Source organism: Altererythrobacter sp. TH136 (genome assembly GCF_007065885.1).
Taxonomy (GTDB): Bacteria; Pseudomonadota; Alphaproteobacteria; order Sphingomonadales; family Sphingomonadaceae; genus Tsuneonella.
In genome coordinates, this window is the sequence record NZ_CP041409.1 from 676,716 (window position 1) to 700,918 (window position 24,203).

General features: G+C 66.2%; 21 protein-coding genes. 8 read left to right on the forward strand and 13 right to left on the reverse strand.

What is annotated here, in order from left to right:
- Nucleotides 1-18: 18 nt before the first annotated feature.
- The 5 genes from gor to pgi form a co-directional block, all read right to left on the reverse strand.
- Nucleotides 19-1,371 carry a glutathione-disulfide reductase gene (gene gor, locus C0V74_RS03325; RefSeq protein ID WP_143250617.1) on the reverse strand — a complete coding sequence of 451 codons (1,353 nt, stop codon included), beginning with the start codon at nt 1,369-1,371 and terminating at the stop codon, nt 19-21.
- A gap of 54 nt (nt 1,372-1,425) precedes the next feature.
- Nucleotides 1,426-2,118 carry a hypothetical protein gene (locus tag C0V74_RS03330; protein ID WP_143250619.1) on the reverse strand — a complete coding sequence of 231 codons (693 nt, stop codon included), beginning with the start codon at nt 2,116-2,118 and terminating at the stop codon, nt 1,426-1,428.
- Nucleotides 2,119-2,236: 118 nt separating this feature from the next.
- Nucleotides 2,237-3,673, reverse strand: coding sequence for a DEAD/DEAH box helicase (locus C0V74_RS03335; protein ID WP_143250621.1), 1,437 nt, complete (start codon nt 3,671-3,673; stop codon nt 2,237-2,239).
- Between the two features lie 249 nt (nt 3,674-3,922).
- Nucleotides 3,923-5,854: a PAS domain-containing sensor histidine kinase gene (locus C0V74_RS03340; RefSeq protein ID WP_143250622.1), complete on the reverse strand. Its 1,932-nt coding sequence runs from the start codon at nt 5,852-5,854 to the stop codon at nt 3,923-3,925.
- A 90-nt stretch (nt 5,855-5,944) separates the two neighbouring features.
- A complete protein-coding gene (pgi, locus tag C0V74_RS03345; RefSeq protein ID WP_143250624.1) occupies nt 5,945-7,474 on the reverse strand; it encodes a glucose-6-phosphate isomerase in 1,530 nt (509 codons plus the stop codon).
- A 164-nt stretch (nt 7,475-7,638) separates the two neighbouring features.
- Here pgi and lepB point away from each other — a divergent pair, with 164 nt between their 5' ends.
- Genes lepB through C0V74_RS03365 form a run of 4 tightly spaced genes read left to right on the forward strand, consistent with a single transcriptional unit; the run spans nt 7,639 to nt 11,391 of the window.
- Nucleotides 7,639-8,463 carry a signal peptidase I gene (lepB, locus tag C0V74_RS03350; RefSeq protein ID WP_143250626.1) on the forward strand — a complete coding sequence of 275 codons (825 nt, stop codon included), beginning with the start codon at nt 7,639-7,641 and terminating at the stop codon, nt 8,461-8,463.
- Nucleotides 8,460-9,131, forward strand: coding sequence for a ribonuclease III (gene rnc, locus C0V74_RS03355; RefSeq protein ID WP_210413439.1), 672 nt, complete (start codon nt 8,460-8,462; stop codon nt 9,129-9,131). The genes lepB and rnc overlap by 4 nt, the downstream gene beginning before the upstream one ends.
- The gene (era, locus tag C0V74_RS03360) at nt 9,128-10,048 is read left to right on the forward strand and encodes a GTPase Era (protein WP_143250627.1); all 921 of its coding nucleotides are present in this window, start codon (nt 9,128-9,130) and stop codon (nt 10,046-10,048) included. The genes rnc and era overlap by 4 nt, the downstream gene beginning before the upstream one ends.
- 41 nt (nt 10,049-10,089) lie before the next feature.
- A complete protein-coding gene (locus C0V74_RS03365; RefSeq protein WP_143250628.1) occupies nt 10,090-11,391 on the forward strand; it encodes a hypothetical protein in 1,302 nt (433 codons plus the stop codon).
- Here the strand turns inward: C0V74_RS03365 and C0V74_RS03370 are convergent.
- From C0V74_RS03370 to plsY, 4 genes are all read right to left on the reverse strand, one after another.
- The gene (locus C0V74_RS03370; protein ID WP_143250630.1) at nt 11,378-11,560 is read right to left on the reverse strand and encodes a hypothetical protein; all 183 of its coding nucleotides are present in this window, start codon (nt 11,558-11,560) and stop codon (nt 11,378-11,380) included. The genes C0V74_RS03365 and C0V74_RS03370 overlap by 14 nt on opposite strands.
- Nucleotides 11,560-14,133, reverse strand: a complete 2,574-nt coding sequence (topA, locus tag C0V74_RS03375) for a type I DNA topoisomerase (RefSeq protein ID WP_143250632.1) — start codon at nt 14,131-14,133, stop codon at nt 11,560-11,562. Before topA ends, C0V74_RS03370 begins: the two co-directional genes overlap by 1 nt.
- A gap of 65 nt (nt 14,134-14,198) precedes the next feature.
- A complete protein-coding gene (dprA, locus tag C0V74_RS13095; RefSeq protein ID WP_168194137.1) occupies nt 14,199-15,290 on the reverse strand; it encodes a DNA-processing protein DprA in 1,092 nt (363 codons plus the stop codon).
- Nucleotides 15,287-15,868, reverse strand: a complete 582-nt coding sequence (gene plsY / locus C0V74_RS13100; protein ID WP_168194138.1) for a glycerol-3-phosphate 1-O-acyltransferase PlsY — start codon at nt 15,866-15,868, stop codon at nt 15,287-15,289. Before plsY ends, dprA begins: the two co-directional genes overlap by 4 nt.
- 105 nt (nt 15,869-15,973) lie before the next feature.
- Here plsY and murI point away from each other — a divergent pair, with 105 nt between their 5' ends.
- From murI to C0V74_RS03400, 4 genes are all read left to right on the forward strand, one after another.
- Nucleotides 15,974-16,780: a glutamate racemase gene (gene murI, locus C0V74_RS03385; protein WP_246844948.1), complete on the forward strand. Its 807-nt coding sequence runs from the start codon at nt 15,974-15,976 to the stop codon at nt 16,778-16,780.
- Nucleotides 16,781-16,884: 104 nt separating this feature from the next.
- Nucleotides 16,885-18,105, forward strand: a complete 1,221-nt coding sequence (gene hemA, locus C0V74_RS03390) for a 5-aminolevulinate synthase (RefSeq protein WP_131625368.1) — start codon at nt 16,885-16,887, stop codon at nt 18,103-18,105.
- 105 nt (nt 18,106-18,210) lie between these two features.
- Nucleotides 18,211-20,382 carry an EAL domain-containing protein gene (locus C0V74_RS03395; protein ID WP_143250636.1) on the forward strand — a complete coding sequence of 724 codons (2,172 nt, stop codon included), beginning with the start codon at nt 18,211-18,213 and terminating at the stop codon, nt 20,380-20,382.
- A 38-nt stretch (nt 20,383-20,420) separates the two neighbouring features.
- The gene (locus C0V74_RS03400) at nt 20,421-21,116 is read left to right on the forward strand and encodes a nitroreductase (protein WP_143250638.1); all 696 of its coding nucleotides are present in this window, start codon (nt 20,421-20,423) and stop codon (nt 21,114-21,116) included.
- 119 nt (nt 21,117-21,235) lie between these two features.
- Here C0V74_RS03400 and C0V74_RS03405 read toward each other — a convergent pair whose 3' ends face one another.
- From C0V74_RS03405 to C0V74_RS13110, 4 genes are all read right to left on the reverse strand, one after another.
- Entirely contained in the window at nt 21,236-22,441 is a 1,206-nt protein-coding gene (locus tag C0V74_RS03405; protein ID WP_143250640.1) for an alanine racemase, read from the reverse strand.
- Between the two features lie 165 nt (nt 22,442-22,606).
- Entirely contained in the window at nt 22,607-23,779 is a 1,173-nt protein-coding gene (locus C0V74_RS03410) for a carboxynorspermidine decarboxylase (protein WP_143250642.1), read from the reverse strand.
- Nucleotides 23,779-23,946: a hypothetical protein gene (locus tag C0V74_RS13105; protein ID WP_246844949.1), complete on the reverse strand. Its 168-nt coding sequence runs from the start codon at nt 23,944-23,946 to the stop codon at nt 23,779-23,781. Before C0V74_RS13105 ends, C0V74_RS03410 begins: the two co-directional genes overlap by 1 nt.
- Nucleotides 23,946-24,203 (reverse strand): VOC family protein, encoded by a 258-nt coding sequence (locus C0V74_RS13110; protein ID WP_246844950.1) that lies wholly within the window; start codon nt 24,201-24,203, stop codon nt 23,946-23,948. The genes C0V74_RS13105 and C0V74_RS13110 overlap by 1 nt, the downstream gene beginning before the upstream one ends.

Genomic DNA, 24,203 nt, shown 5'->3' on the forward strand with positions numbered 1-24,203 from the left:
AACGGAGACGGCCGGCAATCAGCGCAGCAACACCAATTCCTCCGCCATCGTGGGGTGGATGGCCACCGTCTGGTCGAACTGTTCCTTGGTCAGTCCCGCCTTCACCGCGACGGCGGCCACCTGCATGATCTCGGCGCTTTCCGGGCCGATCATGTGGATGCCCAGGATCTTGCCCGTCGTTTCGGCGCAGACCATCTTGTACAACGAGCGTTCGTTGCGCCCGGCAAGCACATTCTTCATCGGGCGAAAATCGCTCTCGTAGACCTTCACCGGACCATACGTGTTGCGCGCCTCGCTCTCGGTCATGCCGACCGCGGCGAGTGGCGGGTGGCTGAAGACCGCGCTGGGAATGCAGCCGTGGTCGACCGTGCGCGGGTTATCGCCGAACACGGTGTCGGCGAACGCCTGCCCTTCGCGGATGGCGACGGGGGTAAGCTGCACCCGGTTGGTCACGTCGCCCACGGCATAGATGTGGCCGACGCTGGTCTTGCTGTATTCGTCGACCACGATCTCGCCATGGTCGCCCACTGCGACGCCGGCGTGTTCCAGTCCCAGCCCCTCGGTATTCGGCACGCGTCCGGTGGCGAACAGCACGCAGTCGACCACCAGGTCCTCGTGATTGGTCATGCTTACCTTGAGGCACCCGTCCTCGGTCTGCTCGATCGAGCGGAACTGCGCGTTGAAGCGGAAGTCGATGCCCTTGGTGATGCTGATCTGCAGCAACCGGTCGCGCAGCGCCGAGTCGTATCCGCGCAAGAGCTGATCCGATCGATTGACGATGGTAACTTTGCTGCCGAACTGGTTGAAGATTCCAGCAAATTCGTTGGCGATATACCCGCCACCGGCAATCAGGATGCGCGGCGGGAGGGCATCGAGGTGAAACGCCTCGTTGCTGGTGATCCCGAGATCGGAGCCGGGAAAGGTGGGGACATGCGGCCGCGCGCCGGTGGCGATCAGGATTATCTTCGCGGTCACGGTCCGTCTGCCGCCCAGCATGATCTCATGCGGGCCGGTCAGAGTGGCGCGTTCAAGGATGATCTCGACATCGTGGTTTTCCAGCGTCGAGGTATAGGCGCCGTTCAGCCGGTCGACGTCTTTCAGCACGTTGTCGCGCAGCACGGACCAGTCGAACTTGGGACTGTCGATCGTCCAGCCGAAATTGCGCGCGTCCTCCAGATCCTCCGCGAAGTGCGCGCCGTAGACGAGCATTTTCTTGGGCACACAGCCGCGGATCACGCAGGTGCCGCCGACCCGGTACTCCTCCGCCACGGCAACCTTGGCGCCATATCCTGCCGCCACCCGGCTGGCGCGCACGCCGCCCGAGCCTGCGCCAATGACGAACAGATCATAATCGTAAGTGCCGTCCGCCATGCGCGCCTCCTGCCTGAGCGGCGCATATGGCGGGCGGGGGCAGCCTTGCCAACCTCAGTCGAGGTCGTGGATCGCGGGATCCCAGAACGTTGCCAAAGCCAGGGCCGCGACGGTCGCGGTCCGGGCAGCGCCACGGTCAAGGCCGGGTGCGAGCAGCAGCGCCGGGCGTCCAGTGAGCTCCAGCGCGCCGATTTCGACCCCGCGCCGTTCGAACACGTATCCCACCGGGGTAAGGCTGGGCAACGGGGTGCCGGCCAGATGATGCACCGAACGGAAGCGGATGGTTTCTCCGCCCAGGGCGATCTCGCCGCGCCGTTCATGGCGGGTGATCGCGCTGCCGCCGCCGATCACCTCCTGCAATTCGAATCGAGCGGGTATGGCGCGCCCTTCCGCGGTGAACGCGCAGCGATAAGCGAGCGGCTGGACGGTGATTTCCGCCAGGCCAAGGTCGACCGCCCGCTCGCGCATCGCACACCGCGCCTCGATGGTCGAACTGATCTCCGGCCCGGCAATGATGAAGTCGCTGTGGCCGGTGCGGGCGATCGTGTCGGCGAAAGTCCAGCGCTCCGGCGCGCGATCAAAGCTGCCGGTATAGGCACCGGCGATAAACTGCCCGCTCGGGCGGCCGCCGATGCCAGAAATCTCCGTACGGATCGACGCATCGGCCAACGCGGACGGCAGGCGGATTTGCGCAGCGGTACAACCGCTCAGCGCGATTGACCCCAGCAGAACAAACAGACGTATCATGCGAAACAACCTGGATAACCCCGTGCGAAACGGGACGGCGCGACCCGCAATTGTCAGGAAAACACAAGTTTACCTGAACAAAAGCTGTCGCGCCGCCAGAATGCTGGGAGTGCCGGGGTTAGCCGCGCGCGCGCCGCTGGGCCCCGCCGCCGCCCTGGCCACCGCGACCACCGCCGCCGCCCTGGCCCTTCCCGTGGAACCGCCGCGGACGATTGCCGCCCTGCTGGCCAGAGCGTTCGTCGGTTCGTTGATCGCTCCGCTCTCCGCCACCTTGCTGTTCCTGACGGGGCCCGCGGTCCGGGCGGCGATCGCCTCCCACCGGCTTCGCAAAGACCTTTTTCGGTGCGCTGCGCTGTTGCTGACCGGGGTTGCCCTTGGGCCGGACGATAGGCGCGTCTTCGATGAAAGCACGGAAGTTATCGGGCAGCGGCAGACGCTCGCAGGTGACCCCGGTCAGCTTCTGAATGTCGCGCAGATACGCGCGCTCGTCCTCGGCGCACAGGGTCAGCGCGATGCCGTCCGCGCCCGCGCGGGCGGTCCGCCCGATGCGGTGGACGTACTGTTCGGCCACGTTGGGCAGTTCGTAGTTGATCACGTGGCTGACGCCCGACACGTCGATCCCGCGCGCGGCGATGTCGGTCGCCACCAGCACCTTGACCCGGCCCGACTTGAAGTTCGCCAACGCCCGCTCACGCTGAGGCTGGCTCTTGTTGCCGTGGATCGCGTCGGCCTGGATGTTCGCCTGGACGAGCTTCTTTACCACCCGGTCCGCACCATGCTTGGTGCGGGTAAACACCAGCACGCGGTCCATCCCCTCGGTCTTGGGATAACGCTTCTGCAGCATCAGTTCGAGCAGCGCCTGCTTTTCCATCTGGCTGACCAGTGTGACGTACTGCTCGACCCGCTCGGCGGTGGTCGCCGCGGGAGCGACCGAGACCTGCGCGGGGTTGTTCAGGTACTGCTTCGACAGGTCCTTGATCGAACCCGGCATGGTGGCGCTGAACAGCAGCGTCTGCCGCTCTTTCGGCATCAGCGCGACCAGCTTGCGCAGCGCATGGATGAAGCCGAGGTCGAGCATCTGGTCGGCTTCGTCGAGCACCAGGATCTCGATCCCGTCCAGGCGGATGGCCTTCTGGTCGACGAGGTCGAGCAAACGGCCTGGCGTGGCCACCAGCACGTCGGTTCCGCGATGCAACTTGTTGCGGTCCTTGCCCACCGACGTTCCGCCGACGACGACGTCGACCTTCAGGCCGGTGAAGCCGCCGTAATCCTCGGCGCTCTTGGCGATCTGCCCGGCGAGTTCGCGCGTCGGGGCAAGCACCAGCATGCGGGCCGACTTGAACGGGGTCTGCTTGTCGGCTTCGCGCAGCCGGTCGATGCTCGGAAGCATGAACGCGGCGGTCTTGCCGGTGCCCGTCTGGGCGATGCCGAGCAGGTCGCGGCCCTGCAGCACGAGCGGGATCGCCTGCTGCTGGATCGGGGTGGCGACGGTATAGTTCTTCTGCTCCAGCGCCTGGAGCACGGGCTGCGACAGCCCAAGGTTTTCAAAAGACATAGTGGGAAACTGCTTTACGTATGCAGCAGCGCGCAGCCGGAGTCCGGGCGCGTGCAGCGGGGTGGTGAGGCCGGAAGTGGCCTCGTCAACGACCCGCGTGAATTGGGCTGTCAGGCAAAGTAGAACCGAGACACGGCCGGGGCGGACTGAGGTCAAATCGAAGTGAAACTTCGACAGAACCCAAGCACCCGCCTGTTCACGCTGCTAGGCGTCTCGATGGCGGCTAGTTAGTTGTGCACCTGCGAAAAGTCAATGGCGCGTGGCCTCCGCCGTATCGCGCTGCGCGGTCAGGCGGGCGATCAGCTGGGCGAGATCGGTCTGGGAGAACGGCTTCGCGAGCCGCGGCACGTCGAGCGCGGTGCCTTCCGGCAGGTCGGCATATCCCGACACGATTGCCGCGCGGATAGACGGCTGCAGCTCGCGCGCGCGGCGCACCAGTTCGCCGCCGTTCATGCCCGGCATGGCGTAGTCGGACAACAGCAGGTCGAACGGGTCGTGGCGCAGGGTCTCGATCGCTTCGGGACCGGAATGGCGCTCCGTCACGCTATGCCCCATGTCCTCCAGCATCGTGACGGTGTTCAGCAGCACGATCGCATCGTCATCGACCGCCAGCACGCGCAAGGGTTGCATTTCCGGCTGCGGATTGGCCGGCGCTGGCCGCGCCGTGTCAGCGTCGTCCTGCCGGGCCTCCTCTTCCGCCACTTGCAACCAGATCTCGGCGGTCGTTCCCGCGCCCGGTTCGCTGGTGATGACGAAGCGGCCACCGCACTGCTCGGCCATGCCCTGGACCATGGACAGGCCAAGGCCGGTCCCCTTGCCCACGCCCTTGGTGGTGAAGAACGGCTCGATCGCGCGGGCCAGGGTGTCGGCGTCCATCCCCTCGCCCTGGTCGATCACCCGCAAGCGGGCGAATTGCCGGGCGCCGGGCGTGGCCGCGGGTACGTCGATCGCCAGGATGATCTGGCCGCCAGCCGGCATGGCATCGCGCGCGTTGACCACAAGGTTCATCAGCGCGAGTTCGAGCTGTCCGCGATCCACCATCACTTTGGGCAGACGCATCGGAAAGCGGGTTTCAAGGGTGACGTTCGGGCCCAGCGTGCGCTCCAGCAAGCCCGCGGTGTCGCGGATGCTGGCGACCAGATCGGTCGGCGCCAGTTCCAGTTCCTGCTTGCGCGCAAACGCGAGCAATCGCTGGGTCAGGGTCGCGCCGCGCCGGGCGCCGTGCATCGCGTTGTGCAGGAACGGCAAGGGGTCCTCCCCCTGCTCGATCCGCTTCATGGCGATTTCCAGGCTGCCGGAAATGGCCGACAGGATATTGTTGAAATCATGCGCCACGCCGCCGGTCAGCTGGCCGATGGCTTCCATCTTCTGCGCTTGGAAGATCTGCTCGCGCGATTGCTCCAGCGCGTCTTCGGCGATATTGCGCTCGGTCAGGTCGCGAGTGATCTTGGTGAACCCGCGCAGGTGACCGTCGTCGTCGCGGATCGGATCGATCACTACGTTGGCCCAGAACCGGGTGCCGTCCTGGCGCACCCGCCAGCCCTCGGCCTCGAACCGCCCGGCTTCTTCCGCCGTCCTCAACGCCTGTTCGGGCATCCCGGCGGCGCGGTCCTCGTCCTGGTAAAAGCGCGAGAAGTGCTGGCCGATGATGTCCTGCGCGGCATAGCCCTTGAACCGCTCGGCCCCGGCGTTCCAGCTTGAGACATAGCCCAGCGGGTCGAGCATGTAGATGGCGTAGTCGGTAACGCCCTGGACCAGCAGCCGAAAGTGTTCCTCGCTCCGGCGCAGCGCCTGCTCCGCCTCGCGCCGTTCGGTGAGGTCGCGGGTGACTTTGGCGAACCCGACGTGGCCACCCTGTTCGTCCCGGATCGGATCGATGACGACGTTGGCCCAGAAGCGCGAGCCATCCTTGCGCAAGCGCCAGCCTTCAGCCTCGTACCGTCCTTGCGTCAGTGCGATCTCCAGCGCCCGCTCGGGCAGGCCGGCGGCGCGCTCGTCTTCGGTGTAGAAACGGGAGAAATGCTGGCCGATGATCTCATCGACGTCGTATCCCTTCAGCCGCTCGGCACCGGGGTTCCAGCTGCTGACGATGCCGCCCGGATCGAGCATGTAGATGGCATAGTCGGTGACGCTCTGGACGAGGAGGTCAGCCTTGCTGTGCGATTTCGCTGAATCAGCCATGCGTCCGTTACTCTAAAGCCCCCCTTTGGCTAATGCGGCACCCAACCGTTCGACCACCCCTTGGTTCCGCAATTCAAACAGTGGACACCGTCAGGCGAGATCCGCAGCCCGCAGCAAAGCCTCGGTCGCGGGATCGAAACTGGCGCCGCCCGCGTCGATCTTGTTCGCGATCGCCTTGCCCAGCTCGACCCCGTATTGGTCGAACGAGTTGATCCCCATCAGCACGGCATTGGCGAACGTGCGGTGTTCGTGGAACGCGATCAGCGCGCCGAGCGTGGCCGCATCGAAGTCGTCGCACAGGATGGTCGCGCTCGGGCGGTCGCCGGGATAGGCCCGCGCCGGATCGTCGCTCGTCTGCCCCGCCATCAGCGCCGCGCCTTGCGCAAAGCAGTTCTTCAGCAGGATCCTGTGATGCGCCGGGTCCAGCGTGTCGCCGGGGGTCACGCTGGCGATGAAATCCACCGGCACCACGACAGTGCCCTGGTGAAGCAACTGGAACACCGCGTGCTGCGCGTCGGTGCCCACTCCGCCCCAGGTGACCGGCGCGGTGGCGCCGCGAACCGGCTTCCCGCCCGCGGTTACTCGCTTGCCGTTCGATTCCATTTCCAGTTGCTGGAGATACCCCGAAAACAACGCCAGCCGCTCGTCATAGGCGAACACGGCCCGCGTCTGGCATCCGCGCACCTGCGCGTAATAGCGGTCGGCAAACGCCGCGCGCAGCGGCAGGTTGGCCCGGCCATCCGTGTCGCGGAAGTGTTCGTCGATCACCCGCGCGCCCGCTAGCATCGCGTCAAACGCCTGCCAGCCCAGCGCAAGCGCGACCGGGAAACCGATGCTCGACCACAGCGAGTACCGCCCGCCGACGGTTTCGGGGAACGGCAGCACGCGGGTTTCGTCCACGCCCCACTCGACCGCTTTGTCCGGGTTCGCGGTCAGTGCCACCACCCGGCCATAGGGATCGGCCACTCCGTTGTGCTGCAGCCACTCGAGCGCGCTGGCGGCGTTGGTCATCGTCTCGACGGTGGTGAAGGTCTTGCTGGCGACGGCGATCAACGTTTCGGCCGGGTTGCAGCGCGTGAACGCCGCTTCCAGTGCCAGACCGTCGATGTTGGACACGACGTGGACTTCGACCAGAGCGCCTTCCCGCGCCAGCGCATCGACCGCCAGCTTGGGACCCAGCGCCGACCCGCCGATGCCGATGTGGATCAGGTGCCGCACCTCGCCCAGCGCTCCGCCGTGGATCGCTTCGACCAGCATGTGCATCCGCTGATGCAGCGCCGCCGCCTCCTCGACCGCGGCATCGCTCCCCAGCCCGCGCTGCGCGGTGTGTTCGGCGGCGCGGTTCTCGGTCGTGTTGACGCGCCCGCCCGTGAGCAGCGCCGTGCGACGGTCGGCGAACCCGGCGGCATCGGCCAGGCTTTCGAACGCGCTCAGCAGCTCATCATCAAGGTGTGTCTTGGACCAGTCGAACAGCGCGCCGCCCGGCTCCTCCTCGCTGCCCCAGTCAAGCCGGGCAGAGAGCGTCTCGACCCGCCCGCCATCAGCGGCGAACAGCTGTTCCAGCGTGCGGTGCTGACACCCCTCGATCCGCTGCCAGGCCGCCTCGATCGCGTCGCTCATGTGAAAATCCTTTCCTACCCGGACAGCTCGGCCTTAGGAGGCGGGCTTATGTTTGCAAGCACCGCCCACCCTTTCTCCGCCCGCCCTCCGGAACTGCTGGCATCCGGTTTTTCTGCGTCGGGACAGTGTGACACATGTGACACTTGTGACAGCAGGGCGAGCGCATGAGCGCCACCGATGTTCCCGCCCGCGATCCGGCTCCCGCGACCGAGGACAAGGAAAGCCTGGGCAGTTTCGCCTGGTTCGTGGTCAAGCTGGCCCTGGCGGTGTTCGTGTTCCGCGCGTTCTTCTTCTCGTTCTATTCGATCCCCAGCGAATCGATGCTGCCGCGTCTGTGGAACGGCGACTACTTCATCGCCGCCAAGTGGCCCTATGGGTACACCAGATGGTCGATGCCGTTCAGCTTGCCGCTGATCCCGGGCCGCGTGCTGGGTTCCGCGCCCAAGCGCGGCGACGTCGCGGTGTTCAAGCACCCGGTGGACCGGGTCGACTATATCAAGCGGGTGATCGGACTGCCCGGCGACAGCGTGGCGCTGCGCGGCGGCCAGGTGGTGCTGAACGGCCAGCCGGTGAAGCGCGTGCGGATCGGCGATTTCTACTTGCCGACCACGCCCAATTCCCCGTGCGCGCTGGGCCGGCCCGCCACCGGGTCGGATGGCATCGCCGCCTGCCGCTATGCCCGCTTCCGCGAAACCCTGCCCGGCGGCAGAAGCTATGACACGCTCGATTTCGGACGGACGCCGCAGGACGACTTCGGCCCGATCATCGTGCCCGACGGAACGGTCTTCGCGATGGGCGACAACCGCGACAATTCAATGGACAGCCGCTTTCCTGCAGCCCCCGGCGGCGGCGTGGGGCTGGTGCCGCAGGACCTGCTGGTCGCCCGCGCCAGCGCGATGGTGTGGTCGACCGACGGATCGGCCGAATGGCACAAACCGTGGACGTGGTTCACCGCCGCCCGCTGGAACCGGCTGGGGCGCGGCATATGAGCCTGCTCGACGACCGCACCCGCGAGTGGCTGGCGCAGACCGGCTTCACCGTGCGCGACGAAGCGATCTGGCACATGGCGCTCACCCATGGCAGCACCGGCGAGACGGCGAATTACGAACGGCTCGAATGGCTCGGCGACCGGGTTCTGGGCCTGTCGATCTCCCACTGGCTGTTCGCGCATTCGAACGCCGCGGAGGGAGAGCTCGCCCAGCGGCTCAACGCGTTGGTCAGCCGCGACACCTGCGCCTGCATCGCGCGTGACATCGGCGTGCCGCTGCATATCCGGCTGGGCAAGCAGGCGCGCGACGATGGCGCGCACGATAGCGACAACGTGCTGGGCGATGTGATGGAGGCGCTGCTCGGCGCGAACTTCCTCGAAGCCGGGTTTGATCCGACTCGCGATCTTGTCCATCATCTGTGGGCCGATGCGGTGGAGGGGCGGCGCGGCCGCTCCAAGCATCCCAAATCGGCGCTGCAGGAATGGGCCGCAGGCAACCGCCGCAAGCCGCCCGAATACCAGCTGGTCGATCGCTCCGGCCCCGACCACGCGGCGCGCTTCACGGTGAAGGTCAAGGTGTACAACGTCGGCGAAGTGGAAGCCGGTGGATCGAGCAAGCAGCAGGCCGAAACCGAAGCCGCGCGTGCATTCATGGAGAAGTTCGGATGAGTTCCTCGCCCTCGCAGCGCTGCGGCTTCGTCGCCGTCATCGGAGCGCCCAACGCGGGCAAATCGACGCTGGTCAACGCGCTGGTCGGCCAGAAGGTCGCGATCGTCAGCGCCAAGGCGCAGACCACCCGTGCGCGGCTCATAGGCATCGCGCTCGCACAGGATGCCGAGGGGGCCGACACGCAGATGGTGCTTGTCGACACGCCGGGCATCTTCAGCCCCAAGCGCCGGCTCGACCGCGCGATGGTCAGCGCGGCGTGGGAGGGGACGCAGGCCGCCGACGCGATCCTGCTGGTGGTCGACCCGATCAAGCAGCGGCGGCACGAACTCGACCCGCTGCTGGAGGCCCTGAGCGTCCGGCCCGAACGCAAGATCCTGGTGCTCAACAAGGTGGACATCGCGAAGAAGGAGCCGCTGCTAGCCCTGGCGCAGGAATTCGGCGCGAAGGCGGACTTTGCGGAGATTTTCTTCGTTTCGGCCCAGACCGGCGACGGGGTGCCCGAGCTCAAGGCAGCCCTCGCCGCGATGATGCCGCAGGGCGAATGGATCTATCCGGAAGACCAGGTGTCCGACGCCAGCGAGCGGTTGATGGCAGCCGAAATCACTCGCGAGCAACTCTACCGCCAGCTGCACGAGGAACTGCCGTATGACAGCGCGGTGCGGCCTGAGCAGTACGTCGAGCGCAAGGACGGCAGCGTCGAGATCCACCAGCAGATCGTCGTCGGCCGCGAGACGCAGCGCCCGATCGTGCTTGGCAAGGGGGGCTCCCGCATCAAGCAGATCGGCGAGGCCGCACGGCTGGAGCTGAGCGAACTGCTGGGGCGCAAGGTGCACCTGTTCCTCCACGTGAAAGTAGAGGAAAACTGGGCCGAAAACCGCGAGATCTACGAAGAGATCGGGCTCGATTTCGGGCGCTAGCAGGCACGATTTTTTCACTCGTTCCGGCATAAGTGCCGGTCATGGCCACCCTTCCCGCACCGCCCCCTGTCCACGTTGTCCTGAAACACAGGGAGGTGCTGGCCGCCGCGCTCAACTCCTCCTCCCGCATCAGGGGCGGCGGGACCTGGTTCAGCCTCGCGCTGCTCGCGCTGTTGTGCCTGGCGATCTGGCTTGGTCATTTGCTGGCGTTCTGGGGCGCACAGCAGTTGCCGTTTCCGGTGATGTTCGCGCTCGGGCCGTGGCTGCCGGTGATCCTGCCCGCGGTGCTCTGCCTCGTCGCGGTCCAGCTCGCGCTGAACTTGGAGCAGCGCCGCGCCAGCCGCGTCTACTTCAACCGGCTGGCTGCGATCGGCAGTCCGCTGGAACGCGCAGCATCGTACGAAGTGACGGACGAGGCGCTGGTGCTGACCACCGAGCGCATGGTGCTGGCGCCGCGCTGGCATGCCATCGACACCGTCGAGCGGGGCGCCGACGGCTGGGTGCTGAGCGCGGACCAGCTGCATTTCCTGATTCCCTTCGCGGCGTTCGACAGCGAGGATGCGCAGCGCCCGCTGCTGGCGGCGATCACCGCGCGGATGACACCCGAAGCGCGCGCCCGCAGCCGCGATGCGGTGGAGTTTGCCGAGGCTGGTCCGGGAAATATTGCCGAGGCTTCAAGCAGCACTCCGCCCGATGCGGCCACACAGCCCACCGACGCCGAGGCGAACTTGCCCGGAGAAACAGTGGAAGCACGCGGATGGCTGACGCAGGAGCAGGCCAGCTGGGCGGCAAACGTCATCTACAGCCGGATCGCCCACGTCGGGTTCCATCGCTGGGCCTATCCGCTGACCGGGGCGGTGAGCGGCTTCGTCGGCAGCGCGCTGATGGTCGCGCTGTTCGTGCTGCTGGTGCCGTCAGAACTCCTCATGCGTGCCCCGTTTGCGGTCTTTGTCGGCGGCTTCCTGGTGCTCATGCTCGGCGCTGCCTACGGGCTGGGCATGGGCTATAAGCGCCTGGGCATCGTGCTCGGCAAAGCGTGGAACTCCGGCCTCGACGCGCGAGGCGTCCCGCAACAGCTTGAGGCACACTGGCGCCTGACCGCCACCGGCGTATGCTACGAGACGGCGCGGTTCTCCGGCGAGGCGGCGTACGCGAGCATCCACCAGCTTCTGCACGAGCACGGCTACTGGATCATCGGCGCGGATTCACTCACCCTATGCATCCCCGACACCGCGTTCGGATCCGCCCAGGACGGGGAGATTTTCATGTCGCGCTTGCTCGCCCGGATGACCGAGCCGGCCCGCGCCCGCAGCGTTGCCGTGGAGCCGCCTAGCGTTTCTTGAGTATCTCGATCCCGTTCTTCTTGGCGAAATCCTTGGTCGATTCCTCGCTGCGGTTGATGGCCTTGGCGATCTCTTTCAGGCCCTTGCCCTTGCCCGCTAGCATACGCAGCGTCCCCGCCTCATCGGCCTTCCACGGCTGCTTGTGCCGTTCGAAGTTCTCCTTGCCCATCAGCTTGCCTTCTTCTTCGGGGCGGCTTTCGTCGCGGCCGGCTTCTTGGCCGCAGCTGCCTTCTTCGGCGCAGCTTTCTTGGCCGGAGCCTTGCGGCCCTTCTTCTTCGCCGGTCCCTTGGCGGCGCGGGCATCGATCAATTCGATCGCCTGCGCCTCGGTCAGGTCCTCTGGTTTCATGTCGCGCGGCAGGGTCGCGTTGGTGGTGCCGTCGGTGACATAGGGACCATAGCGGCCCGCCATCACCTTCATCTCGCCGCCGCTCGTGGGATGCGCCGCCAGCACCTTGATCGGCTCGGCCGCCGCGCGGCCCGCGCCGCGGTTGGCGCCCTGCGCCAGCAGGTCCACTGCGCGGTTCATGCCAACCTCGAACACCTCGCGGGTGTTGGCCAGCTTGCCGTACTTGCCGTCATGGCGAAGGTAGGGACCGTACCGGCCGATGTTGGCCTCGATCTCCAGCCCGGTGTCGGGATGCGCGCCGACGATCCGGGGCAGGCTCAGCAGCTTGAGCGCCCATTCGAAGTCGAAATCGTCGAGGTCCTTGGGGATACTCGCGCGCTTCGCCTCCTTGCCCTCACCCAGTTGCACGTACGGCCCGAAGCGGCCCTTCTTGCGCTCGACCGGCAGACCCGTTTCCGGATCGGTGCCGAGCACCGCGTCCTCGCCGCCGTCGTCACCGGAACCGCCGGGCGAGGCGAACTGCCGCGTGTACTTGCATTCGGGATAATTGGAGCAGGCGATGAACGCGCCGAATTTCCCGCCGCGCAGCGCCAGCCGCCCGCCCTCGCGCCCTTCGGCCACGCACGCCTGGCACTGGCGCGGATCGCCCCCGTCCGCGCGCGGCGGAAACAGGTAATCGCCCAGATACTCGTCAAGCGCCTCGGTCACCTCCGACGGCTTCTTCTCCATCACCTCTTCGGTCTTCGGCTTGAAGTCGCGCCAGAACGCTTCGAGCAGCGTCTTCCAGTCCTCGCGCCCGTCGGAAACGGTATCGAGCTCGGTTTCCATGTCGGCGGTGAAATCATACCCGACATAGCGATCGAAGAACCGTTCCAGGAACGCCGTCAGCAGCCGACCGCTTTCTTCGGCGAAGAAGCGGTTCTTCTCCATCCGCACGTACTCGCGGTCGCGTAGCGTCTGGATGGTCGAGGCGTAGGTGGAGGGTCGCCCGATGCCGAGTTCTTCCAGCCGCTTGACCAGGCTCGCTTCGGAGAAGCGCGGCGGCGGCTGGGTGAAATGCTGGTTCGCATCGACGCCGGTCTTCGCCGGGCTGTCGCCCTTGCGCATCAGCGGCAGCAGGTTCTCGTCGTCGTCCTCGCTCTTCTGGTCGAAGCTTTCCTCGTACACCGCCAGGAAACCAGGGAATTTCACCACCTGGCCGGTGGCGCGCAGTTCGTTCCGACCGGTCGCATCGCGCAGCGTCACCGTCGTGCGTTCCAGGCTGGCGGCGGCCATCTGGCTCGCCATCGCGCGCTTGAAGATCAAATCATAGAGCTTGGCCTCGTCCCCCTGCCCCACCCGGTCGCGGGTGAATTCGGTCGGCCGGATCGCTTCGTGAGCTTCCTGCGCGTTCTTGGCCTTCGTTTGGTAGATGCGCGGCTTGTCCGGCAGGTAGTGCCCGCTGAAACGATCGCTGATCGCCTTGCGCGCGGCGCTGATCGCGCTGCCGTCCATCTGCACGCCGTCGGTGCGCATGTAGGTGATGGCGCCCTGCTCGTAGAGGTTCTGCGCCAGCCGCATCGTGTGGCTGGCCGAATAGCCGAGCTTGCGCGCCGCCTCCTGCTGCAGGGTCGATGTCGTGAACGGCGCGGCGGGATTGCGCTTGAATGGCTTGGTCTCGACGTCCTCGACCGTGAAGCGCCCCTCCTCCACCGCCGTCTTGGCGGCTTCCGCCATGCCCTGGTCGCCAATCGCGAGGCGGTCGAGCTTGTGGCCGTCATAGGTCACCAGCCGCGCGTCGAACGCGGTGCCGTCATGCTGGAGATGTGCCACGACGCTCCAGTATTCCTGCGCCACGAAGGCTTCGATCTCGCGCTCGCGCTCGACGATCAGCCGCAGGGCGACGGATTGCACCCGGCCCGCGCTCTTCGCCCCCGGCAGGCGCCGCCACAGCACTGGCGAGAGCGTGAAACCGTACAGGTAGTCGAGGGCGCGGCGCGCGAGGTACGCGTCGATCAACGGCTGGTCGAGATCGCGCGGGCGCGCCATCGCCTCGGTCACCGCCTGCTTAGTGATCGCGTTGAAGGTGACCCGCTCGACCTCCTTGGGCAGTGCCTTTTTCTTCGCGAGCAGGTCGCGCACGTGCCAGCTGATCGCTTCGCCTTCGCGGTCAGGGTCGGTGGCGAGGATCAGGCGGTCGGCTTTCTTGGCCAGGTCCGCGATGTCCTTCACCCGGCCGGTCTTGTCACGATAGACCTCCCAGTCCATCGCGAAATCCTCATCGGGCCGAACGCTGCCGTCCTTGGGCGGCAGGTCGCGGACGTGGCCGTAGGAGGCGAGGACCTTGTAGTCCTTGCCCAGATACTTCTCGATGGTCTTCGCCTTGGCGGGCGATTCTACGATGACTAGTTGCATGTGAGTTTGGCGGTGTCCCTACGCGTATACGTACGCGCGAGGGTGGTGCCGGTCCAAGCCGCGCGTCAAGCGGCCAGCGACACCCGCCCTCCCGCATGGCGCGTCAATCGCCCGGCGATCTCCAGCTCCAGCAGCGCAAGCTGTACCGATGCCGGGGGCTCGCCCGACTGGCGGATGAGTTCATCAACCGCCACCGGAGCGGTGGTCAGCAGACTGGTCACATCGGCAGGTTCCGCGTCAGCCAGTTCCTCGTCGGCGAACAGGAACGCCGGGGCGGCCTCGCGGAAGCTGGAGCGCGGGGTGCCGTCGAACCCGCTCAGCAGCTCGATCACGTCATCCGGCGTCTGCACCAGCATCGCACCATCGCGGATCAGCTGGTTGCACCCGGTGGCGCGAGCCTCCAGCGGGCTGCCGGGGATCGCCATGACCTCTCGCCCGGCCTCCGCCGCCAGCCGCGCGGTGATCAGCGAGCCGGACTTGGGCGCGGCCTCGACCACCAGTGTGCCGCTGGCGAGCCCGGCGATGATGCGGTTGCGACTGGGGAAGTGGCGGCCGCGCGGCTCGGTGCCGGGGATCTGCTCGGCGATCAGCAGGCCGCGACCGGCGACTTCCTCCTGCAACTCGATGTGTTCAGGCGGATAGGTGATGTCGATCCCGCTCGCGATCACCCCGATGGTGGCAGGCAGTGCCCCGCGGTGTGCCGCGCCGTCGATCCCGCGCGCCAGACCCGATACGACGGTGAACCCCGCCTCCGACAGCGCTGCGGCAAAATCGCGCGCCAGTTTCACCGCCGCGGCCGAGGCGTTGCGCGCGCCGACGATCGCCACACATGGCTTTGCCGCCAGCGACACGTCACCGCGCCATGTGAGGACCGGCGGCGCACTGTCGACCTCCGCCAGCAGCGGCGGGTAATCGGGCTGGTCGTGGAACAGGTACCTGGCGCGGGCGCGGCGGACTTGCGAGATTTCCTCCGCAATGATCTCGGGCGGCGCGGCACGATAAGGCGCGCCGCCGCGCCGGGCGAGGTCGGGCAGTGCGTCGATCGCGGCTTCCGCGGTGCCGAAGCGGCGGAGGAGCTGGCGGAAACTGACCGGGCCGATATTGGGCGATCGCAGCAGCCGAATGCGCGCGAACGCTTCCTCCTGCGACAAGCTCACTTGGAGCGGCCCACCCGCGGTTCCTCGCCGCGCAGCAGCCGGCCGATGTTGGCGCGGTGCTGGACCAGCACGATCGCGGCGATCGCCACCAGCGTGAGCGACAGTTCTTCGTAATCGAGCGCCCACGCCGCAAGCGGCGCTGCAATGACGGCGAGCATCGATGAGACCGACGAAATCCGGCTCACCGCCAGCGTCGCTGCCCAGATGGCGGCGCAGACGAGGAACACCGGCCAGGCGAGCGCCAGCACCACCCCCGCCGCGGTGGCGAAGCCCTTGCCCCCCTTGAACCGCAACCACACCGGGAAGCAGTGGCCGACAATCGCCGCCACCGCGGCCAGCCCCTCGGTACCCGGCCACAGCACCGCCGCGAGCAGGACCGCCGCCACGCCCTTGCCCGCATCGAGCAGCACGGTTGCCGCCGCCAGCCCCTTGCGCCCGGTGCGCAACACGTTGGTCGCCCCGATGCTGCCCGAACCGATCTCCCGCACGTCGCCCGCGCCGAAGCCGCGGGTCAGCAGCAGCCCGAACGGCACTGAACCGAGCAGGTATCCGGTCAACGCCGCCAGCACATAGTCCATCACCGCCCCCTTGACCCGTTCGCCCTTCCGTGTCGAAGGGCCGCATTCACGCGGAGGCCAGCTAGTCGGAAAGGCGGCCGTTCGACAAGCTCGGGACGAACTGTTTTGCATGAAAGCATCGCGCCTGCCGCCCCGATCCTGTTGTTCGATTCAGGAGTAGGCGGCCTCACCGTGCTGGCCGAGCTGCGCAAGGTCTTGCCGCAGGCGCCCATCATCTACGCCGCGGACACCGCCGGGTTGCCCTATGGCGCGAAGAGCGAGGCGGAGATCGCCGCCCGGGTCGCCGGGCTGCTCGGCGTGCTGAGCGAGCGCTATCGGCCGCGCCTGGCCGTCATCGCCTGCAATACCGCCAGCACGATCGCGCTCGGCATGGTGCGCGAGGTTCTCCAGATCCCGATCGTCGGCACCGTGCCGGCCATCAAACCCGCCGCCGCGCTCACCCGAACCGGCACGGTAGGCCTGCTCGGCACCGCCGCCACCATCCGGCAACGCTACGTCGACCAGCTCGAGGCGGAATTTGCGGTCGGCAAGCACGTCGTCCGGTTTCCAGCGCCCGGATTGGTCGAAGCGGCCGAGGCAAAGATGCGGGGGGATCCGGTCGATCCGGCCATCATCCACGACGCCGTCCACGGCCTGCTCGCCCAGCCGTGGGGCGACCAGATCGACACGGTGGTGCTCGCCTGCACGCACTTCCCGCTTCTGGCGGACGAGCTTGCCCGCGCCTTCCCCCGCCCCGTGACTTTCGTCGACGGAGCGGAAGGGATCGCCCGGCGCACGGCAAGCTTGCTCGCAGGGCAGCCATTCGCCCGCAGCGAACCCGATCTGGCGGTGTTCACCGCCGAGCCGGACAGCCGTGCGTCGTTCGCACGGATGCTGTCCACCTACGGTCTGGAGCGCGTCGAACGCCTGTAATTGCGAACCATTCGCAAAGATCGCGGTGGCAATCGGCGGGGCGGAGGAGTAGGTGGACCGCGTTTGCCGGACGGGACCGGCGGGTAACTCGCGAGCGACCTTTCGTGAACTACGACCAGATCTTCGACCAGGCGATCGATCGCTTGCACACCGAAGGGCGCTACCGCGTCTTCATCGACATTCTGCGCAACAAGGGTGCGTTCCCCAACGCGCGCTGCTTTGCCGGCCACAACGGTCCCAAGCCGATCACCGTCTGGTGCTCGAACGATTACCTCGCGATGGGCCAGCACCCCAAGGTCATCGCCGCGATGGAACACGCGCTGCACGACGTCGGCGCAGGTTCGGGCGGCACGCGCAACATCGGCGGCAATTCGCATTACCACGTGGAGCTTGAGGCCGAGCTGTCGGATCTCCATGGCAAGGAAGCCGCGCTGCTGTTCACCAGCGGCTATGTCTCCAATGACGCGACCCTGTCGACGCTGGCCAAGCTGCTGCCGGGCTGCGTGATCTTCTCCGACGAGCTGAACCACGCCAGCATGATCGCCGGCATCCGCAACTCGGGTGCCGAGAAGCGGGTGTTCCGCCACAACGATCTTGCGCACCTGGAAGAACTGCTCGCCGCCGAAGACCCGGACGTACCCAAGCTGATCGCGTTCGAAAGCGTCTATTCGATGGACGGCGACGTCGCGCCCATTCACGCGATCTGCGACCTGGCCGAACAGTACAACGCCCTCACCTACATCGACGAAGTCCATGCCGTGGGCATGTACGGCGCGCGCGGCGGCGGCATTTCGGAACGCGACGAAGCGGCGCACCGGATCGACATCATCGAAGGCACGCTGGGCAAGGCATTCGGCGTGATGGGCGGCTACATCGCCGCCGATCGCAAGATCGTCGACTGCATCCGCAGCTATGCGCCGGGCTTCATCTTCACCACTTCGCTATCGCCGGTGCTGGCTGCCGGCGTGCTCGCCGCGGTGCGCCATCTCAAACAATCGAGCGAGGAGCGCGAAGGCCAGCAGGCAGCCGCCGCTTGCCTGAAAACGATGTTCGCCGAAGCGGGCTTGCCGGTCATGCCCAGCACCACGCACATCGTGCCGCTGATGGTCGGCGATCCCGTCCGGGCAAAGAAGATCAGCGACATCCTGCTCGCCGAGTACGGGGTCTACGTGCAGCCGATCAATTACCCCACCGTGCCGCGCGGGACGGAGCGTCTGCGCTTCACCCCCGGCCCCGCGCACAACGAAGCGATGATGCGCGCGCTGACCGATGCGCTGGTGGAAATCTGGGACCGGCTCGACCTTCAGCAAGCGCAGGCGGCTTGATCGTCACGGCCATATCGAGCCTTCGCCTTAGTCTGGCGGTAACCATTACCGTTTAGTCGCACGAATGCTTGTCCGACCTGGTTCGGACGTTAGCGGCAAGGGGCGATGGCGGTCAGGAATCTTTGGAAGGGGCTTTCGGGCGGCGCGGGTGACAATCTCACCAGCGATGGCCTGCGGCTCTCGGTGCTCGAGGATTTCGAGCAGACCGGTCTCGCCTGGATCTGGGCTTCGGACGCCGATGGGGTGTTAAGCTACCTGTCGCCCGGTGCCGCCGAAGCCATGGGCCTGCCGCTGGCTAACCTGCTGGGCCGGCCCCTGGCGACCTTGTTCGAAACCGATCCCGAACATCCCGATACTCATTCCGCCCGCCCGCTCGGCTTCCAGATCAGCGCGCATAACCGGATCGTCGACGTCACCGTCCGCTGCGCGCTGCCCGAAGCCCGCACCGGTCGACCCGTGTGGCTGTCACTGTCCGGCCAGCCCAAGGTCGATTTGACCGGCCGTTTCCACGGTTACCGCGGCTCGGCCAAGGACATATCGGTCGAATACCAGCGCCAGATCGAAGATTCGCGGCTGGCCGAATACGATTCGCTGACCGGCCTCTACAACCGGCACCGGATGCACCGGCGGCTGGAATCGGTGCTGGCGGCGTTCAAGGCCGCCAAGCGCAACTGCGCGCTGATGATGCTGGACCTCGACCGGTTCAAGCAGGTCAACGACACCATGGGCCACCCGGCGGGCGACGACCTGCTGCGCCAGGTGGCGGAGCGGCTGCGCAACATCATCGGCGATCGCGGTGAGATCGGCCGGCTGGGCGGAGACGAGTTCCAGGTGATCATCCCCGATGTGGACGATCGCGGCAAGCTGGGGGAACTGGCCGACAAGATCATCCAGATCGTGTCGCAGCCCTATCCGATCGATGGCAAGCGGGCGATCATCGGGACTTCGGTCGGCATCGCCATCGCGCCGTACGACGGCCAGGAAGTGGAAGAGCTGGTGCGCGCGTCGGACCTCGCGCTCTATTCGGCCAAGAACGGCGGGCGCGGTCAGTTCCGTTTCTATTCATCGGACCTCAAGGACGAAGAGGAAGAGCGCCAGCTGCTGCTCGATGACCTGCGTGAGGCGCTGGAAAGCGAACAGCTGGAGCTGCACTATCAGCCGGTGGTTCGCATTCACGACAACCACGTGGTCGGGATGGAAGCGCTGATGCGCTGGGAGCATGAGGAGCGCGGCTGGGTCAGCCCGGGCATGTTCATCCCGGTGGCAGAGGATTCGAGCCTGATCGGCCCGTTGGGCGATTGGGCGCTGAACCGCGCGTGCGCCGATGCCGCCGCATGGCCGGACACTGTCCGCGTGGCGGTCAACGTGTCGGCGCGCCAGTTCACGACCGCCGGTTTCGTCGATGTGGTTGCCGATGCTTTGCAGGCCAGCGGGCTCGATCCCGACAGGCTGGAGCTGGAGCTCACTGAAAGCGTGTTCATGGGCGACAGCGAAGCCACGGAAGAAACCTTCCGAGCGTTGAAGAAGATCGGCGTGCGGCTGGCGCTGGACGATTTCGGCACCGGCTATTCCTCGCTGAGTTATCTCCGCTCGGCGCCGTTCGACAAGCTCAAGGTCGACAAGAGCTTCGTCGATTCGTGCACCCAGAAAGACCAGAACAGCGCCAAGATCATCACAGCGATCATTGGCTTGTCCAAGGCGCTGGGAATGGAGACGACCGTCGAGGGGGTGGAAGCGTTCGACCAGCTCGAAGTCGTCCGTTCGCGCGGGGCGGAACTGGTCCAAGGGTGGATTTTCGCCAAGGCCATGCCCCAGCATCAGGTGCTGCAGAACATCCGGTCGGGTGAATTCAAGATCGAGCCGAGTGGTCCGGACAAGCACCGCCCTGATCGGCGGTCGATGTTCCGCCGCATCGGGATCATCCACGGCGATCATCGGTACGACGCGGTGATCCGCGACCTGAGCAAGACCGGCGCGTTCGTCGAAGGCCTGGTCGGGGTTCCGCTCGATACCGCGCTGGTGCTCGATCTGGGCGGCGGTCAGCTGGTGGTGTGCAAGGTGCTGCGCTCCGAAGGCGCACAGCTTGGCGTCGAATTTGAAACGCCGTTGGTCAGCGACGGCGCGGGGGGATTGTGTACCCGCCACCGGGTCAGCCCATACGCGCTTGCGGCGGCGAGCCTGCCGGTCGCCGGCGCCCCGTCCCATGCGCCTGCCGCGCTCAGCGCCGGAGCCAGCGCGCCGCAGTTCATGCAGGTTCAGGTCGGCAGCGGCGGCTGAGGGTTTACTCGCGGCGATGACGGGTTAAGCCGGTGGCCATGAGCAACTCATCGCACCCCACCTACGACGAAGTCGTGCTCGGCCGCCGATCGATCCGCGGCTATCTCGACAAACCCGTCCCCCGCACGCTGATTGAAGAGGTCATTGCCCTCGCCACCCGCGCGCCCTCGTCCATGAACACCCAGCCGTGGCACTTCCACGTCATCACTGGGGAGCCACTCGCGCGGATCCGGCGGGGGAACACGGAGAACATCTTGGCCGGCGTGCCCGACAGCCGCGAGTTCCGCCGTGGCAGCGCCTTTGCCGGCGTGCATCGCGAACGCCAGATCGGCGTCGCCAAGCAGTTGTTCGAAGCGATGGGCATCGCCCGCGACGACAAGGACAAGCGGCAGGACTGGGTATTGCGCGGCTTTCGCCAGTTCGACGCACCGGTGTGCGTCATCGTTGCCTACGACCGGGAACTGGCCGACAGCGACGACAGCGCTTTCGACTGCGGCGCGGTCACGACAGCGCTGGTCAACGCCGCCTGGTCACGCGGGCTCGGCTGCGTGATCAACAGCCAGGGCATCATGCAAAGCCCGGTGGTCCGCGAACATGCGGGCATCCCTGAGGACCAGGTGATCATGAAAGCGGTCGCGATGGGCTGGCCGGATGAAACCTTCCCCGCCAATGCGGTGGTCAGCGAACGCAAGCCGGTGGAGGAAGCGGCCCGCTTCATCGGTTTCCCCGATTGACCTCCAGAGACCCGGGCGCGCCCCAGGTTGCATCAGTTGTGCGGCGACTTGCCAGGGGTAAACGGCACTAGAAAGCGCTGCTCACAGCCAATCCGCGCAGCACTTCGCGGCCTAACGGCTTAGCGTAGGCTCACCACATTGTCGGTGGCGCGCGGATCCACCCGATCGCCGCGATAGAGGCTCGCCATCGGCTCATCTTCGACGATGATCTGTTCGGCATTCCCGAAGCCGTTGAAGCCGGTCTTCATCGCCGCGCCGTACGCACCCAGCATGCCGATCTCGATGTAATCGCCAGCCTGGATGTCGGCCGGTAGCATGAAGGGCCCCTTCATGTAATCGGCATCGTCGCAGGTCGGACCATAGAACGAAAACTCGGCCAACGGCTGCGTCAGGTCATCCTCAAGCGCGTTCACGGGGAACCGCCAATCGATGTGCGCGGCATCGAACAGCGCACCATAGGCGCCATCGTTGATGTAGAGTTCGTCCCCACGGCGCTTCTCCACTCGCACGACGAGCGATGAATACTCTGCGCACAGCGCGCGGCCGGGCTCGCACCACAGTTCGGCGTTGTAGGCGATCGGCAGCGCCTCGAAGTGGCGGTGGATGATCGCGAAGTAATCTTCCAGCGGGGGCGGCTCCATGCCGGGGTAATCGCTCGGAAAGCCTCCGCCGACATCGACCACGTCGATCACGACCGAAGCTTCGGCCACGGCGGCGCGCACGCGCTCCAGCGCCTGCACATAGGCAAACGGCGTCATCGCCTGGCTGCCGACGTGGAAGCACACACCCAGCCAGTCACAATGCTGGCGAGTCGCCTGCAGCAGTTCGGCCGCATCGGCGAGATCACAGCCGAACTTCGCGGCCAGGCTGAGTTCCGAGTATTCCGAGGACACCCGCAGGCGCACCAGCAACCGCAGGTCGGTCGCGCCGGTGCCGTCGGGATGTGCCGTTGCCGACACGATCTTTTCCAACTCCTCGACCGTGTCGAGGCTGAAGGTCTTCACCCGGTGTTCGAAGTACGCTTCGCGGATTGCGCGCGCCGTCTTGACCGGATGCATGAAGCATAGCTCGGCATCCGGCAGAGCCTCCCGCACCAGGCGCACTTCGGCGATCGACGCGACGTCGAAGTGCGTGATCCCTGCGCCCCACAGCACGCGCAAGAGGTCAGGCGAAGGATTCGCCTTCACGGCGTAGAGCGACTTGCCCGGAAACTTCTCTGCGAAGAAACGGGCCGCGCGCGCCGCTGCGTGCGGGCGGTTCAAAATGACCGGTTCGTCCGGCGCGAGGGCGCGAACTACAGACCGTGCGTCAGGATGATGGTGCAACTCAAGGGACCCCCAAACGGTAAGTTTGAACGAGGCAGCCTTGCGGTTAAGGAAGTCCCCTTGGGGCTGCGGAGGGCGCGTATATAAGGCCCGGCGTGAACCGCAAGTGAAAATCCGGTCCCGCGACAACAACCCCCGGCGCGATCGGACGGCGGTAAGGCGCGGTCAGCTGAGCCGATCGCGGAAATCCTCATAGCCGAAGCTGCGTATTTGCTCGAGCGCGTCAGTGTCGCTGTCCCACAACCAGATGGAAGGCAGCTGCACCCCATTGAAAGTGTTCGTCTTTACCATCGAGTAGTGCGCCTGATCGAGAAACGCGAAGCGCTCGCCAGGCTCGTTCGGCACCGACAAGCGATAGTCGCCGATGACATCCCCCGCGAGGCAGGATGGCCCTCCCAGGCGGACCGGTTCACCCTCGCCCGCCTCGTTCAGCATCGCCGGGCGATACGGCGCTTCGATGACATCGGGCATGTGGCAGGTCGCGGAAATGTCGGTGATCGCCACGGGCAGGCCGTTCCAGTGCGAATCGAGGATCGTGCCGACCAGGATGCCGGCATCGAGCGCTACCGCCTCGCCCGGCTCAAGGTAGATTTCCGCGTCAGTATCGTCTTTCGCGTCCTTCAGGAATTCGATCAGTTCTTCGCGTTGGTAATCCGAGCGAGTGATATGATGGCCGCCGCCCATGTTGATCCACTTGAGATCGCCGAAATAGGGCTCGATCTGGTCAAACACGGTGTCCCACGTGCGGCGCAGAGGTTCGAAATCCTGCTCGCACAGGTTGTGGAAATGGATACCGTCGACCTGCTCCATGATCTCGGGCGTCAACTGGTCCAGCGGGAAGCCGAGCCGGCTGCCGGGCGAGGACGGATCGTAGCGCGGCACCTCGCCGCACGGGCAAAGCGGATTGATCCGCAAGCCCACATCGAAGTCCTGCCCCGCGGCACGCGCTGCGTCGAGGACCGGGCGAAAGCGTTCGAGCTGTCCGGGCGAATTGAAGATCACGTGATCTGACAGGCGGCAGACCTCCGCCAACTCGTCGGGTTTGTAGGCGGCGCAATAGGTGGCGATCTCGCCATCGTAGAATTCGCTCGCCAGCCGCGCTTCCCACAAGCCGCTGGTGCAGACACCGTCCAGGTACTCGCCGATGATCGGGGCGACCGACCACATGCTGAAAGCCTTCAGTGCCGCAAGCACCTTGATGTCGGCGGCGTCGCGCACATCGGCAAGGATTTGCAGATTGGCGCGCAGCCTGGCGGCATCGACCACGAACGCAGGTGAGTCCACGCGTTGCAGGTCGAAGCGCGCAAACGCCCCCGGATCGCCGGCCCTGGTTTCCATCAGATGCCGAACCTCACGTTGCCGCCCGCGTCGATCGCGAACCCAGGGTTGTAAGCGATTTCCCACGCATGGTCGTCGGGGTCGGCGACGTAGCCGCGCAGACCTCCGATCGGTGGTTCGTCAGCGGGCCGCAGGACAAGCCCGCCCGCTGCCACCAGGTTGCTCATCAAAGGCTCGACCTCCTCGCGCGAGCGGACGTTGTGCGCCAGCGCGAATGCGCCGGGTCGGTCGAGGCCGCCTCGGCCCATGTCCCGTTCCAGCGCCCCCTCTCAAATGTCCCCAGGATGATCCCGCCAAGCTGGTAGAAGATGATCTCCTCGTTCTCGAACGCGGGCGTCCACCCGAACCCGTCGGTGTAGAACCGCCGCGACCGTGCGAGGTCGCGCGTACCAAGAGTGACCAGGGAGAGGCGCTGCTCGGCCAC

Coding starts and splice junctions, on each gene's coding strand:
- C0V74_RS03400 (WP_143250638.1), top strand. CDS start 20,421: ATGAGCAACTCATCGCACCCCACCTACGACGAAGTCGTGCTCGGCCGC.
- C0V74_RS03370 (WP_143250630.1), bottom strand. CDS start 11,560: ATGGGCAAGGAGAACTTCGAACGGCACAAGCAGCCGTGGAAGGCCGAT.
- C0V74_RS03410 (WP_143250642.1), bottom strand. CDS start 23,779: ATGGAAACCAGGGCCGGCGATCCGGGGGCGTTTGCGCGCTTCGACCTG.
- era (WP_143250627.1), top strand. CDS start 9,128: ATGAGTTCCTCGCCCTCGCAGCGCTGCGGCTTCGTCGCCGTCATCGGA.
- C0V74_RS03365 (WP_143250628.1), top strand. CDS start 10,090: ATGGCCACCCTTCCCGCACCGCCCCCTGTCCACGTTGTCCTGAAACAC.
- rnc (WP_210413439.1), top strand. CDS start 8,460: ATGAGCCTGCTCGACGACCGCACCCGCGAGTGGCTGGCGCAGACCGGC.
- gor (WP_143250617.1), bottom strand. CDS start 1,371: ATGGCGGACGGCACTTACGATTATGATCTGTTCGTCATTGGCGCAGGC.
- C0V74_RS03335 (WP_143250621.1), bottom strand. CDS start 3,673: ATGTCTTTTGAAAACCTTGGGCTGTCGCAGCCCGTGCTCCAGGCGCTG.
- C0V74_RS13105 (WP_246844949.1), bottom strand. CDS start 23,946: ATGAGCAACCTGGTGGCAGCGGGCGGGCTTGTCCTGCGGCCCGCTGAC.
- C0V74_RS03395 (WP_143250636.1), top strand. CDS start 18,211: ATGGCGGTCAGGAATCTTTGGAAGGGGCTTTCGGGCGGCGCGGGTGAC.
- plsY (WP_168194138.1), bottom strand. CDS start 15,868: ATGGACTATGTGCTGGCGGCGTTGACCGGATACCTGCTCGGTTCAGTG.
- topA (WP_143250632.1), bottom strand. CDS start 14,133: ATGCAACTAGTCATCGTAGAATCGCCCGCCAAGGCGAAGACCATCGAG.
- C0V74_RS03330 (WP_143250619.1), bottom strand. CDS start 2,118: ATGATACGTCTGTTTGTTCTGCTGGGGTCAATCGCGCTGAGCGGTTGT.
- C0V74_RS03340 (WP_143250622.1), bottom strand. CDS start 5,854: ATGGCTGATTCAGCGAAATCGCACAGCAAGGCTGACCTCCTCGTCCAG.
- lepB (WP_143250626.1), top strand. CDS start 7,639: ATGAGCGCCACCGATGTTCCCGCCCGCGATCCGGCTCCCGCGACCGAG.
- pgi (WP_143250624.1), bottom strand. CDS start 7,474: ATGAGCGACGCGATCGAGGCGGCCTGGCAGCGGATCGAGGGGTGTCAG.